This is a genomic window from Ensifer sp. ENS06, assembly GCF_014852205.1.
Taxonomy (GTDB): Bacteria; Pseudomonadota; Alphaproteobacteria; order Rhizobiales; family Rhizobiaceae; genus Ensifer; species Ensifer adhaerens.
The window spans coordinates 593,649-606,501 of the sequence record NZ_JACVBC010000001.1 but is presented as its reverse complement, the minus strand read 5'-3'; the positions used below and the strand labels follow the sequence as shown (position 1 = coordinate 606,501).

The 12,853-nt window shown below is 60.5% G+C and carries 18 protein-coding genes, 1 tRNA gene and 1 pseudogene; 8 read left to right on the top strand and 12 right to left on the bottom strand.

Translation table 11 applies throughout. The annotated features are described in order from the left end of the window. Positions 1-54 precede the first annotated feature (54 nt). The 6 genes from IB279_RS03050 to IB279_RS03025 all read right to left on the bottom strand — a co-directional run bounded on the left by IB279_RS03050 (position 55) and on the right by IB279_RS03025 (position 4,709). Positions 55-522 carry a low molecular weight phosphatase family protein gene (locus IB279_RS03050; protein ID WP_034797006.1) on the bottom strand — a complete coding sequence of 156 codons (468 nt, stop codon included), beginning with the start codon at positions 520-522 and terminating at the stop codon, positions 55-57. Positions 523-536: 14 nt separating this feature from the next. Next, a complete protein-coding gene (locus IB279_RS03045; RefSeq protein WP_034797007.1) occupies positions 537-1,013 on the bottom strand; it encodes a UPF0262 family protein in 477 nt (158 codons plus the stop codon). Beyond that, entirely contained in the window at positions 1,010-2,314 is a 1,305-nt protein-coding gene (hisD, locus tag IB279_RS03040) for a histidinol dehydrogenase (protein ID WP_060522280.1), read from the bottom strand. Before hisD ends, IB279_RS03045 begins: the two co-directional genes overlap by 4 nt. A gap of 43 nt (positions 2,315-2,357) precedes the next feature. Then, positions 2,358-2,798, bottom strand: coding sequence for a DUF2948 family protein (locus IB279_RS03035; protein ID WP_034797590.1), 441 nt, complete (start codon positions 2,796-2,798; stop codon positions 2,358-2,360). 106 nt (positions 2,799-2,904) lie between these two features. After that, entirely contained in the window at positions 2,905-4,197 is a 1,293-nt protein-coding gene (murA, locus tag IB279_RS03030) for a UDP-N-acetylglucosamine 1-carboxyvinyltransferase (protein ID WP_060522281.1), read from the bottom strand. Positions 4,198-4,457: 260 nt separating this feature from the next. Further along, positions 4,458-4,709 (bottom strand): hypothetical protein, encoded by a 252-nt coding sequence (locus IB279_RS03025; protein ID WP_113187623.1) that lies wholly within the window; start codon positions 4,707-4,709, stop codon positions 4,458-4,460. Between the two features lie 151 nt (positions 4,710-4,860). On the opposite strand from IB279_RS03025, the gene IB279_RS03020 reads away from it, so the two are divergent. Continuing rightward, positions 4,861-4,935 (top strand) — tRNA-Thr (locus tag IB279_RS03020). A 139-nt stretch (positions 4,936-5,074) separates the two neighbouring features. On the opposite strand, the gene ligD is transcribed toward IB279_RS03020, so the two are convergent. Further along, positions 5,075-6,058, bottom strand: a complete 984-nt coding sequence (ligD, locus tag IB279_RS03015; RefSeq protein ID WP_192339084.1) for a non-homologous end-joining DNA ligase — start codon at positions 6,056-6,058, stop codon at positions 5,075-5,077. A 128-nt stretch (positions 6,059-6,186) separates the two neighbouring features. Here ligD and IB279_RS03010 point away from each other — a divergent pair, with 128 nt between their 5' ends. The 6 genes from IB279_RS03010 (at position 6,187) to IB279_RS02985 (ending at position 8,647) form a co-directional block, all read left to right on the top strand. Continuing rightward, the gene (locus tag IB279_RS03010) at positions 6,187-6,378 is read left to right on the top strand and encodes a hypothetical protein (protein WP_192339082.1); all 192 of its coding nucleotides are present in this window, start codon (positions 6,187-6,189) and stop codon (positions 6,376-6,378) included. A 133-nt stretch (positions 6,379-6,511) separates the two neighbouring features. Further along, a complete protein-coding gene (locus tag IB279_RS03005) occupies positions 6,512-6,736 on the top strand; it encodes a hypothetical protein (protein ID WP_192339080.1) in 225 nt (74 codons plus the stop codon). Further along, the gene (locus tag IB279_RS03000; RefSeq protein WP_192339078.1) at positions 6,733-6,993 is read left to right on the top strand and encodes a hypothetical protein; all 261 of its coding nucleotides are present in this window, start codon (positions 6,733-6,735) and stop codon (positions 6,991-6,993) included. Before IB279_RS03005 ends, IB279_RS03000 begins: the two co-directional genes overlap by 4 nt. Positions 6,994-7,237: 244 nt before the next feature. Beyond that, positions 7,238-7,651 (top strand): hypothetical protein, encoded by a 414-nt coding sequence (locus IB279_RS02995; protein ID WP_192339076.1) that lies wholly within the window; start codon positions 7,238-7,240, stop codon positions 7,649-7,651. A gap of 42 nt (positions 7,652-7,693) precedes the next feature. Continuing rightward, a complete protein-coding gene (locus tag IB279_RS02990; RefSeq protein WP_246801847.1) occupies positions 7,694-7,975 on the top strand; it encodes a hypothetical protein in 282 nt (93 codons plus the stop codon). A 9-nt stretch (positions 7,976-7,984) separates the two neighbouring features. Then, positions 7,985-8,647 carry an SOS response-associated peptidase gene (locus IB279_RS02985; RefSeq protein ID WP_192339074.1) on the top strand — a complete coding sequence of 221 codons (663 nt, stop codon included), beginning with the start codon at positions 7,985-7,987 and terminating at the stop codon, positions 8,645-8,647. A gap of 54 nt (positions 8,648-8,701) precedes the next feature. Here IB279_RS02985 and IB279_RS02980 read toward each other — a convergent pair whose 3' ends face one another. From IB279_RS02980 to IB279_RS02970, 4 genes are all read right to left on the bottom strand, one after another. After that, the gene (locus tag IB279_RS02980; RefSeq protein ID WP_192339072.1) at positions 8,702-10,081 is read right to left on the bottom strand and encodes a hypothetical protein; all 1,380 of its coding nucleotides are present in this window, start codon (positions 10,079-10,081) and stop codon (positions 8,702-8,704) included. Between the two features lie 142 nt (positions 10,082-10,223). Then, the gene (locus IB279_RS02975; RefSeq protein WP_192339070.1) at positions 10,224-10,553 is read right to left on the bottom strand and encodes a phage holin family protein; all 330 of its coding nucleotides are present in this window, start codon (positions 10,551-10,553) and stop codon (positions 10,224-10,226) included. Between the two features lies 1 nt (position 10,554). After that, positions 10,555-10,788 (bottom strand): hypothetical protein, encoded by a 234-nt coding sequence (locus IB279_RS37065; RefSeq protein WP_246801866.1) that lies wholly within the window; start codon positions 10,786-10,788, stop codon positions 10,555-10,557. A 128-nt stretch (positions 10,789-10,916) separates the two neighbouring features. After that, on the bottom strand, positions 10,917-11,804 hold the full coding sequence (locus IB279_RS02970) for a chitinase (protein ID WP_192339068.1): 888 nt from the start codon (positions 11,802-11,804) through the stop codon (positions 10,917-10,919). Positions 11,805-12,067: 263 nt separating this feature from the next. Between IB279_RS02970 and IB279_RS02965 the strand changes: the two genes are divergently transcribed. After that, positions 12,068-12,472 (top strand): hypothetical protein, encoded by a 405-nt coding sequence (locus IB279_RS02965; protein ID WP_192339066.1) that lies wholly within the window; start codon positions 12,068-12,070, stop codon positions 12,470-12,472. A gap of 12 nt (positions 12,473-12,484) precedes the next feature. Here IB279_RS02965 and IB279_RS02960 read toward each other — a convergent pair. Beyond that, positions 12,485-12,793, bottom strand: a pseudogene (locus IB279_RS02960) (hypothetical protein); the annotation flags it as partial. Positions 12,794-12,853: the final 60 nt, after the last annotated feature.

The window sequence follows — 12,853 nt, the reverse complement described above, 5'->3', positions numbered from 1 at the left end:
CCGGCATGGAAGCGACGGAGACTGCGGACCGCGCGGGGATTTTTCGCAACACTCTCAAGCGTCTTCCGACTTCCTGGAGCCGATCAACCGATGATTGATCAGCGTCGACAGGTGATCGCGCACGGCGCGGTAGGCATCGACGATCTGCTCGCGCGTGCCGGCAGCCACCGTCGGATCCGGCGTCGGCCAGTAGACCACGTCGACGGCCATGGAGCGCGTCAATTCGAGCGCCTTGTGATGCGCCTCCGGCGCCAGCGTGACGATAAGGTCGAAATAGTCATCCTCGAGTTCATCGAGCGTATGCGGCTGGTGGCGACCGAGGCTCAGGCCCACTTCGGCCATGACCACGTCGACGAAGGGGTCGCGTTCGCCATGCCGCACGCCGGCAGAGGCGACATAGGTTCCGGCCGGCAGCGCCGCCTTGGCGAGCGCTTCGGCCATCGGCGAGCGAATAGCGTTCATGCCGCACATGAAGAGGACCGAGCGGGGCATTTTCAAGCGCTGAGCCTCGGTTCCCGCCATGCCGGTCGCCGCCCTCACCCGCGCCAGTAGAGCACGCAGACGAGCGTGAACAGGCGGCGGGCGGTATCGAAGTCCAGCCGGATCTTGCCGGAGAGGCGATCCATCAGCGTCTGCGAACCCTCGTTGTGAATGCCGCGGCGCCCCATGTCGATCGCCTCGATCTGGCTCGGCGTCGCCGAGCGGATCGCTTCGTAGTAACTCTCGCAGATCATGAAGTAGTCCTTCACGATCCGGCGGAACGGCGTCAGCGACAGAATATGGGTGGCGACGTCGCTGCCCTTGTCGGTCGAGATCGCAAAGACGAGCTTGGCGTCGACGAGCGAGAGATTGAGCTTATAGGGGCCGCCTGGATGGCCGACCGGCTCGAACAGGTTTTCTTCGAGCAGGTCGAAGATCGCAACCGCGCGCTCATGCTCCACGTCAGGGGTCGAGCGGCCGATGGTCTCGTCCAGAACGACATCGCAGAGACGCTGGTTGCGGTCCGCCTTCATCCAGCGTCCCCGAGATTGAGGCGAATGGCGACGGAGCGCGCATGAGCCTCAAGGCCTTCGGATTTTGCCAGCACGATGGCCGCCGGTCCGAGGATCCGCAACTGTTCGGCATCAAGCCGCAGGATCGACGTGCGCTTCATGTAATCCAGCACGCCAAGGCCGGAGGAGAAGCGCGCGGAGCGGGCGGTCGGCAGCACGTGGTTGGAGCCGCCGACATAGTCGCCGATGACCTCGGGCGTGTGGCGACCGACGAAGATCGCGCCGGCATTGCGGATCTTGGCCACCATCGGTTCGGGGTCGGCAAGCGCCAGCTCCAAGTGTTCGGCAGCGATGCGGTTCGCGAGCGGCACGGCCTTCTCAAGATCGGGCACGAGGATGACGGCGCCGAAATCGCGCCAGCTTGCCGACGCCGTTTCGGCGCGTGGCAGCGTTTTCAGCTGCCGCTCGACCGCGCTCTCGACCGCCTGGCCGAAATCCGCATCGTCGGTGATCAGGATCGACTGGGCGCCGACATCGTGCTCGGCCTGGGCGAGAAGATCGGCAGCGATCCAGTCCGGATCGTTGTGCTTGTCGGCAATAACAAGCACTTCGGAGGGGCCGGCGATCATGTCGATGCCGACCGTGCCGAAGACCTGGCGCTTGGCCGCAGCCACATAGGCATTGCCCGGGCCGACGATCTTGGCAACCGGTGCAATCGTCTCGGTGCCATAGGCAAGGGCGGCCACAGCCTGCGCGCCGCCGATGCGGTAGATTTCCTCGACGCCGGCAAGGCGTGCAGCAGCCAGCACCGCCGGGTTGATCTTGCCGCCGGTTGCCGGCACCACCATGACGATGCGGGACACGCCGGCAACCTTTGCCGGCAGCGCGTTCATCAGCACCGAGCTCGGATAGCTCGCGGTGCCGCCGGGCACATAGAGGCCGACGGCATCGACCGCAGTCCAGCGCGAGCCGAGGCCGACGCCCATGGCGTCCTGGTAGATATCGTCCTTCGGGCGCTGGCGGGCATGGTGCGCCTCGATGCGGGTGGCGGCGACCTTTAGCGCGCCGAGAACTTCCGGCTCGACCGCCTGGATCGCCGCATCGATCTCGGCGGCGCTGACCGCCATCGGCGTCGTCTGGAAATCGACGCCATCAAAACGCTTGGAGTATTCGGCGAGCGCCGCGTCACCGTGTGCCCGCACGTCGTCGATGATCGCCTTGACCACCGCATTGACGTCCTCGGACACCTCTCGCTTGGTCGTCAGGAATGCCGCGAACTTTTGTTCGAAGTCACCGTCGAGAAAATTGAGCCTGATTGCCAAAGGGGACGTCCTTGTATGCCAGTGTCGGTCGGGTCGATCAGCGTCAAGCGCCTTCGGGATGCTTGGGCTTGAAAGCGGTTTCCCACGCCCCGCCGGTATCCGCAAGCTGCGTTTCGATGCATTCGACGTCAAGCGCGATCGAGGCGTCGCCAGCCAGAACCAACTCGAGCGTGCCTTCCGGCCCCTCGCCCTGCAGCGCGAACTTCAGCGTCAGCAGATCGAGCACCGCCTCGCCGTCACGCCGGTCGAAGCCGACGGAGCGCACCGCATTCACACGCTTGAAGAGGAGAGCCGCACGCCGGCGCTCAAAGGAGCGGCGCTTGCCATCGGCCGTCTCCCAGACGAAGCGGTTGACGATGAGCGAAAACTGCTTGCGACGCGCGTCGTATTCCAGGCCCGAAACCTTGAACACGGCATCCTGGACGTGGGCGGAGACGACAGCGAGATCCTCCTCGTCGAGCGCCAGCAGCTTCAATCCGGTCATGCCATCCATTCCTTTCGTTTCGCCGCACATCTTGCCGTGCCACAATTGAAATGGACATAGGATGTTGCGCCTGAAACCGCAACGGTATCAGGCGCAACCGTTCAAATCAGTCGCTGACGCGCTCGACGTGCGCGCCGCACCGGGTAAGCTTCTCTTCGAGCCGCTCGAAGCCGCGGTCGAGATGATAGACGCGCGAGACCATGGTCTCGCCTTCGGCGGCAAGGCCGGCGATGACGAGCGAGACCGAGGCGCGAAGGTCGGTCGCCATGACAGGCGCGCCCTTCAGGCGGCTGACGCCCTCGATTTTCGCCGTCTGGCCGGAAAGCGAGATCTTGGCGCCGAGACGGGCGAGTTCCTGCACGTGCATGAAGCGGTTCTCGAAGATCGTCTCGGTGATGTGCGAGGTGCCCTTCGCCATGGTCATCAGACCCATGAACTGCGCCTGCAGGTCGGTCGGGAAGCCCGGGAAGGGATCAGTGACGATATCGACCGGCTTAATGCCGGCGCCGTTGCGCACGACGCGGATGCCGCTGTTGGTCTCGGTGATCTCGGCGCCAGCGCGGCGGATCGCTTCCAGCGCCGTGTCGAGCAGCGCCATGTCGGTGTCTTCGAGGATGACGTCGCCACCGGTCATGGCAACGGCCATGGCGTAGGTGCCGGTCTCGATGCGATCGGGAAGAACGCGGTGACGGGCGCCGGAGAGCGAGCGAACGCCCTCGATGGTGATCGTCGAGGTTCCCTGGCCGGTAATCTTGGCGCCCATGGCGTTCAGGCAGTTGGCGAGGTCGACGACTTCAGGCTCGCGCGCGGCGTTGCCGAGCACCGTGGTGCCGTTGGCAAGCGTCGCTGCCATCATCAGCACATGGGTGGCGCCGACCGACACCTTCGGGAAGGTGTAGCGCGCGCCGATCAGGCCGCCAGCCGGCGCCGTCGCGTTGACGTAACCGCTGTCGATCTCGATGTTGGCGGAAAGCGCCTGCAGGCCTTCGATGAAGAGATCTACCGGACGCGTGCCGATGGCGCAACCGCCCGGCAGCGATACCCGCGCCTTGCCTTCACGGGCAAGCAACGGGCCGATAACCCAGAAGCTCGCGCGCATCTTCGAGACCAACTCGTAAGGGGCGGTCGTGTCGACGATGTTGCGGCAGGTGAAATGGATGGTGCGGGCGTAGCTCTCGCCCTGGCGCTCGCGGCGACCGTTGACGGAGATATCCGCGCCATGGTTGCCGAGGATACGGATCAGCTGCTCGACGTCGGCCAGATGCGGCACGTTTTCGAGCGTCAGCGTGTCGTCGGTCAGAAGCGACGCAATCATCAGCGGCAGGGCCGCATTCTTGGCGCCCGAAATCGGGATGACGCCGTTGAGCTTGTTGCCGCCTACAATCCTGATGCGATCCATGAGGCCTCTCGAACGGGCTTGGCCCGCCTTTCCAAAATAATCCGATGTTGTCTGAAGGCGCCTCTTTAGTGGAGACGCCGCGAAATTAGAAGTGCCTTGAACGCCGCGCATCCCTTCGGACGCCTGGCGCTGTAACATTTAGGTCGCTGCACGGCTTTCCCCCGCGATCGGTCCCGATTTACGGACCTGTGCAATCGAACGCCGATGGAGATGCCACCGGCAAATTGAGAACGAAGCGGCGATGCCGCTTCCTGTCCGTACTAATCTTGGGATTCGTCCGTTTTTGCGGCAGGAAGACCGCTGACGTCATCGGCAGCGCCAGATCGGCGCGCCCGCATCTGCTGCTTGCGGCGCGTGAGGTTGTCGCGCAAGTTCCTGGCAAGACGCGCCTTTTTCAGGTCCGCCTCGGTCGTATCCTTTATCTTTTTCTGGCGCACCTTGCCATCCGCCTGCCGTTCGTCAGGCGGAGGCACGGCTTTGCCGCCTTCTTCGTCGTCTGTTTGCATGCCCATGCCATAGCGCAAAACCAGGGTCTTCGGAAGCAGCGGTGACTTTTCTCACAGCTCTTCGCGAAAAACTTCGAATTGCGGCTTGCACTCGCCGCTGAGCTATGGCAATAGCCCCCTCGCTTGATGCGGCTGAGACACGAACCGGCCGCCAGATGCTGCTATAGCTCAGGGGTAGAGCACTCCCTTGGTAAGGGAGAGGCCGAGAGTTCAAATCTCTCTAGCAGCACCAGTTTTCCCAAACAAAAACAGATCGTTATGCTCAGATATCCCTTCGGGCGACTTGCACGAAACGACGCGAATGCACGGAACAAAACCCGAATTGCACAGGCGAACCGTGCAAAATCCGTGCAGCCTGTTCCGGTTTGTTCTCAAGGTTCGGATGTAATCTCGTAGACATCCGATGGTCCTTCCATCTCCCGCACGCCCTTGAACGAGGGGTGACGAAGCTTCCCGTCCTGCGTCCAAGCTCGATACTCGACATCAGCGACCAAGATCGGCCGCGCGAAAACCGCGCCCTTCCGCCTCAGCGACACCGCCGGCCGGTCGCTCGGTATCGCGTTGAGCAGCTCACGAAGCTTTACAGATTCCTGATGGCTCCAACCCGTGCCGCACCCTCCGACATAGACGAGATCGTCGCCCCGTCTCGCCGCGAGCAATAGGCGACCAATCGCGCCAGGCACCGTCGAAGGTTCGTAGCCGATGATGGCGAACGTATCGCGGCGCACGCATTTGATCTTCAACCACTCGGGTCGCCGTCCAGATCGATAAGGCTTATCACGCCGCTTGGCGATGATGCCCTCGAGCCCGAGCTCGCATGCGACCCGGAAGAACTCTTCCCCATCGGCCGGCACCTCCTCGGAGAAGCGTATCGTTCTCTCACGCCCGGCGACGATCGGCTCAAGCAATCGACGGCGCTCAGATAGCGGCAGATTTCGCAGGTCGCGCCCGTCGAGATAGAGAAGATCGAATGCGTAGAAGATAATCTCGTTCGCGTCGTGCGCACTCGGTCGTTTGCCCACGGCGCGCTGCAGTAGCCCAAAATCTGATCGCCCCTGATCATCGAGAACGACGGCCTCGCCGTCGATAACCATTGACACATGACCAAGCTCGCGCGCCTCGTCGACGATCGACCGGAATTTCTTGGTCCAGTCATAGCCGCCCCGCGTGATCGCCCTCGCCTCGCTAGCATCCACATGGACCGCGAGCCGATAACCATCCCACTTCACCTCGAAGGCCCAATCCACCCCCTTCGGCGGCACATCGACGAGCGTTGCGACGCACGGCTCGACACGGCGAGGTATCGGATCTGCCGGGGGCGCAGGAGACGGTTTCTTCCGTAGTGATTTAGCCATTCCGCATTAACGCACGAAACAGCAAAAACGTCTAAGCTGCCGCCAGGAGGACCGTCATGTCAAAGCAACCGATCTTCGCAGCCCCGAAGCGGGAAGGCTCCTATCCTGATCGTGACCTAGATTGTCAGATGGCGATCGAAAACGCATTCAGGACGGTGGCTGAAAGCGCCGGCGCAGCTGGCTGGACCGAACAAGAGATCGCGGACGCTCTAATCGAACTGGCCCATAACCATTGGTTCGCGCTCGACGCCAAGGGCCGGATGTTTGACGAGGCGGCCGGCGTCATCATACGGAAGCCCAAGGCACCGCCCCTTCACTGACCGCCTCCCTATTTCTCGGCGTTGACTCTCGCTCGCCATGAGAACAATATAGGAACATTCGAAGGCGATTATCGCCGGCAACCAGACATCTGAAGAATGAAGCACTCCGGCGACGTTCGGAGAAGGAGAAGCCATGTCCGCCGTCCAGAAGCAAGACGAGACCGGGGATCATTCGGTCGACGAGCTTGCCGCCGCTCTTGCCTGGCACCAAGGCGACAAGGATGCCACCATCCGCACGCTGCTCGAGGACTGCAGGCATCTTCGCGAACAACTGGCGCTGGCCGGAGCGACAATGAGCGTCGGCTTTGCCCGCGGCTGGCGTCCGGCCCTTGAGCGCTCAGTGGAAGTCGATGCATGAGCAATGTTGCACTCAGATATCGCTGGCGGCCGGAAAGTGGCGGCAATGTACTCCGGGGCGTCGACCACGGCACAAACATCGGCCGCGTGGAGCGTTCGCATACCGGCAACTTCTGGCTATGGTTCATGTCGCTCGATTCGACGGAGCTTGCCCTCACCACGCTCTGCAGCCTCAATGGTGCTGCGTCGACGGCAGCGCAAGCCGCCGCCGCTTGTGAGGCGACCTACGCCGCGAGAACGCTCCGGAGCCTGCCATGAGTGACGAGCAGCCTGGCGCCAAGAAGTCGACCGAAGGACCATGGGTGCATCTTTGCGAGCATCCAGCCTGCGCGAAATGGGGCGGATGGGGTTTCTCGATCGGCAGGGGGCCGTCTAACTGGTTTTGCTTCGAGCACCGGCCAGAAACCTGGCCGCCGTCACGGCAGCAGTAAACACGTCACCGGCGCCGCGGCGGCCGCCATCCCTTAACAAGCGGGCAAATTCGAAAGGTCAGGTGCCTGCGATGGCGCGCGTCCTCTATGCACACCACTCCTACCCCTCGCATCTGAAACTCGTCTGCCTCAAAGGCGATTGGCAGATCTGCTTTCAGGCCAACGGAACTCTCGACGGGCGCCGCATCCGCGCATGGCTGCGCAATGTTGACGGAAACTTCGTCTGCGAGGTCGGCAGAGAGAACCAGATCGAAGACATGCCGGAGTTCGAGAGGCTGAATTTCTTCGGCGACAAGTTCCACCTCTCGATCGATGAGACCGACGAAGCCGGCAAACGCACAAGTACGCTTGCAGGTGCCAACAACATTCACGCTGCCCGCGCCGCCTTCGACGCTCTGGTTCCCCAGTATGCCAGCCGCCGCCTCATTCTTCGCGAAGGTGCCCGGATCCTGCTCGTCGCGAAAGGCGGCAAGATCGAGGGCTGATCCATTGAAGCCGTGCCGCGCCGCGATACCTGAGAAGGTCGAATGAAACATCACCGAGGCATCGAGTTGGTTCGCGACCACCGCCAGATCGACCCCGAAGAAGGCATCGGCCATATCCGGTTCCGGGACTTGGCCGAATGGGAGATTATCGGCGCCAGATGCGGCAAGTGCGGATACAGCAACTGGCTTGACCGCTGGAAGCTGGCAAACAAGTATGGCGCCGACGCCCCGATCGCCGATCTCCGTCCGCATCTGCGCTGCGGCAAATGCGGCAATCGAGACGGCAACGGTTTGAGACTTGGTGCGATCAATCGCAACGCCTGAGAGGTCCGCATGTGCAATAAGTACACGATCGAAGTGCTCTTTGACGAACTCTGGCGCCGCTCGAAGGCGACCCGGGATATCACCAACCGGGCGAGCCCTTCACAGGAGGCGTATCCGGACAAGGTCGCGCCGGTGGTTCGCAACACCCCTGACCGCGAGCGCGAGATTGCAAACCTCACCTGGGGCATGCCATCTCCGTCCTTCGTCACCAAGGGAAAGCCTGACCGCGGCGTCACCAACATCCGCAAGACAGATTCTCCTCATTGGCGGCGCTGGCTCGGCGTGCAGAACCGCTGCCTGGTTCCCTGGACGACCTTCATCGAATGGGAAGACACTGGATCGAAGAAGACCGAGCGTCATTTCGTAATCGATCACAACAAGCCTCTCGCCTTCTTCGCCGGCGTGTGGACACCCTGGAAGGGCGAACGCGGCTCGCAGAAGAACCCGCGCGCCGGCGAACATGAACTGTTCGGCTTCCTGACCTGCGATGCGAACGCGGTGGTCAAGCCGATCCATGACAAGGCAATGCCGGTGCTGCTGACCAGCGAGGCTGACATCGATCTGTGGATGACAGCCGAATGGGATCGAGCGAAGGTATTGCAACGCCCCTATCCGAATGACGCTATGACAGTGCTGCCGGTAGAGAATGCTCCAGAGCCACTGCTGCTTTGACGCGCACTTTTCAAGCGCGACACGAGCAAGGTGCTGCCGCCACGAACACCGGCCTTACTCGCTTGCCGTTTCGTCCGCAGTCTCAGGCTCTTTCGCTTTCGGGAGCCGACTTAGCTTTTCCATGAAGACCTTGCCGGGAGCATAGATGTAGTCTTCTCCCACGCTTAACTTCAAGTGCTCCTTCAGGAGCTCCATTTTTGTCTGAGTTCTTAAGTCGTAGCGCTGCTCATCCGAAAGTTCCATCCCGTCCTGCGAAGCGTAGGAGACATCAGTCGCGATGATGCTGACCTTGAATAGCTCCTGTCGTCTCCGATTGATGGCCACGATCTCTGACACCAAAGATCTTAGGAGCGAATAGCACACACCAAGAACTGCAGCCGAGACCGCTACGTACGGAATTCTCGATATCAAGAACTCAAAAATGCTCAGGTTGCCCAAGTTGTGAATGGCATCAAGGAGGTTTTCAGCGTTGGAAAACAGACGGAAGGTCACCGCCGCAATGATTGCCAACGGCACGACGCAAAGAGCCGCATACAACCGAATGTTCCGCGTGCCTTGGCTGACGTAGCCAGACAACTCTGTCGGGAAAAGGTTTATGTTGGCTTTAAGCTCCTGCAATTGAGCCTGAAGCTTTGAAAGCTGTGCATTAGCCTCTCTTCTTTCTTCAACAGTTCTCTCGATCGACTGGCGGAGGTCATCCAATCGACTGGACTGCTCTTTATACACAGAGGAAGCGATTTCTGTATCCTTTTGGATCTTCTGATGGCGCTGAGTAGCCTCCTCAATTTGCCCGTTGAGTTCGGTTACCAGTTCCTCTTTCTGATCAACGACCCCGTCTAATTCCTCTATCTTTGCTTCATTCACCTCAATTTCGACGTAAGATTCTTTGGCACGAGAAAGGTACAGAGAGAGACCATCTTCGATTTTCGTCTTTTCTCTCTCTACATTGTCAACGTATCGGGCGATATCAGCGATGTATCCCTTTTCAACACCTGAAACTAATATTCTTGTAATTTTTGCATTCTTCCACAAAGGATCTGACGGCCTCAAACCGAACCCCTTCATGAAATCCTTGGGTTCGAACAAGAAATGATCGGATGCAAATCTTGATGTAAATTTCAAATCTTCGTCAGCAAGGTATGGCCTAAAGCTGAATTCCATTTCATGGTAGTTTTCATATCCAGATGCGTACACCCTGATGGATGTTACATACACAATATCTTTGAAATCGAAATCCAACCAATCTCGCCGCGCTTTGACGTAATTTTCTTCTGATTGATTTCCTACTAGGCTCGTAGACTTTCTCGTTCTGTGCGAGAAGAAGCTGATATCTATGTTTTGAGGTTTCTTTAATTCTTTGGCAAAGGCCGCCGCTAGAGGGGCGGTGTCGGGCTCCGATGGAGGATTAAGCTTTACGGTCTCGACAATCGACATAGAATCAGCCCCTAGTTGTTTCGCACAGTCCACATGACGAATGAAAACCATTCAAGGGGCTGAACGGTAACTTTGAGTGGCGGTCCCCATATCATTCACGCGTCGATAGCGTTCGTAAGTGCACCAAACGCTGCGGCCAACGTTAGCTCCCCTTCTCTAAACTCGCACCAAACCACCGCATGAACAGCACCTCTGATCCACGCGGCCCGAGATAGGCAAGCGCGGCGATCATGCCGGTTGCCATTGGTTGTCCGAGAGCGAGCCAAGTCGCCAGCCCCTCCCCGATGAAGGCCATGCCGACCGCAATCGGCATTTCCCAAAGCAGTTCCTTGCCGAAGAATTTCCGTCGCATCTTCCGCACCTCGTTCGTGTGCCACATGAGGCGACCGGCGAAGACTGCGATAAGGGTGGTCGCCGCGCCGCCAAACCAGGCATTCAGCAGCTCGATAAGTGACGTGTACTTTTCCTGCATCTCAGCGCTTTTCCCCGTGTCGCTCGCATTCCGCCTTTGTCCAGATCGCCGCGGCGCAGATGCCCACGGCAGTCCGGTCTATCTTCCGTTGATCCTCCGGCGTCGCCCCTCGCGCGCCGATCAGATCAGTGCCGACCACCCGCCTGAGACCGTTGACACTTGCCGGCGCCGTAGTCCCACACGCCGCCCCGATCGAGGCATAGGTCAAAATCGCTGCGAGCATTGCTCGCTGCATCACCGCTCGCATTATTCTGCCTTTCAATCTTGGTGGTGACAGACCGGGCGCCATCCTCGCGGATCTCGGCGACCAGCCAGAGGAGACCGGCGAACACGAGCCCGCCGATGATGATACGCGGCCACATCTCAGCGGGCCGGCGAGCGGTTCACCGACCAGCGGCCGGTGAAGAACATAAAGGCTGCGATCGAGCCAATGACGATCAGCAGCGTGGCGATGCCAGCGGCGTAGGGATTATTGACGCCGAGAACTGCCGAAAGACCCGCACCGCCGAACAGCCCGCCGACGGTGGTTATGGCCGTTCCACTCTGCCCCGCCGGCACGTCGTCGGCCTTGGCCGCTTCCGGCTTCACGTCCGGCAGTTCGGCCGGCGCGCGCGACGCTTCGAGCGCGTCGAGGAAGTTCTGGTAATAGCCGGCGATCAGCTTCGCCTTGTTGGTGCCGTTAATGATCACTCGAGCGCCAACCGGATCGTTGTCGACCTGGTTGAAATAGTCCGCGAGCTTCTTGCCGGTGAAGAGACCGTCGATCATGCCGTCAAAGAGGATGCGGACGGCCGTCGCCATCTCCCCAGCTTTCTCCGGCGTGTCGACCAGCCCGAACTTCGAATAGTTCGACTTGCCGGTGATCTGCGGCAGACCGCGGCCGCGATACCGCCAGCCATCGTCGGGCGCCGAGTTGCCCATCCGGCCGCCATACACCTTGTTCGCCAGCTTACGCGGATTGCGGGCGAAGGGCTTGGCGCTGGCGAGATCCGGGAAACGCGTCGGCCAAACCTGCGTGAGGCGCTCGGCCGAATAGTTGAGGTTCTCGGTCACCGGCTGCATTTCGCCACCGGTTTCGAGGAACGTGGTCGCGAGCATGTAGGCAAGGAAACGATTGTCGATCACCTTGCCGATTGTCTGGCGCCGGTCCCACTCGTCGAGGATGGCGTTGAGGCCGTCGATCTGGGTCTGTTTCAGGCGGCCGCCAAAAGGCGCGCGCCTCGCATAGGCGAGGAACGTCATTCTGTTCATCGGGATATACCTCTTCGTTAGGAAAACAGGCCACCATCCAGGCACGGCATGATGCCGACTGGGGGAACATGATGGGCTATGATTGGAATGGCGCTCGCGGGCGCCGGATGAAGATTGCGCGATTTGGAACGGCCGTCGCGCTGGCGGCCTTGCTGGCATCGGTCGTGACCCAGGTGGTGACGCGAGCAATCTGAGGCTTGAGCTATTCAACTTAGACGAGAGCGGCTATTAAGGCTTCGGCACTGGAACAGGAGGAAACCAAATTGGCCGAGCCTGCAAACATCGTCGCATTTCAAGAGATGGTTATCCGTATTCTTGGCGAGATTTACACAGTGCATCCCAAGGACATCGCATGGGATCCGAGCAGCGTATTTCACGACCAAGAGCCCGATGACGCGACCGCCGAGCTTTTCGACGAAACGGTGATCTATCTGGTGCGCAACGGGTATCTGGATGCCCGCGATCGCAACGGCTTTCTTGCCCTGAACGCAAAGTCATGGGCCGTGCTCAGCAAGCCAGACCCCCTTGATCCCACCCAAAGTATCGGCAGCAAATTGGCAACCTGGCTCAAAACCACAACGTCGGATGGGGCTTCTCAGGGCGCAGTTGCGCTTGGCCAAACGGCCTTGAAAGCAATTGGCGGCGCGATGGGCCTACCCGAATGGTAAAATACGCGTCGTTCAAACGGCCAACTGCCCTCCGAGCATCGCCGCCCGTTCCATCGGCCAGACGAACGGGCAGGCCGCTTCCAGCTCGATGACGAACTCGGCGACGGTCGGCTGCGGCCGCTCGCCGGCCATGACCTTCGCCAGCTCGGCCGAGGAGAACGTCCATACTGCCGATCGCCAATTGAAGAGCGCTAACGCTTCGGCCGCAAAGGCCTCGTTTGGGTCGTCGCGGTAGCCGATTGCGGTGTGTATGCCATCGTACTGCCTTTCTCGCGCCTTGGCGTCGAGGTGGGCTTGGATGGCAGCCGAGTAGTCCGCCTGAGTGACGGGCGGCGCCGGCGGTTCGTAGGGAACGACAACGCCGCCGTCCCACTTGCGCCG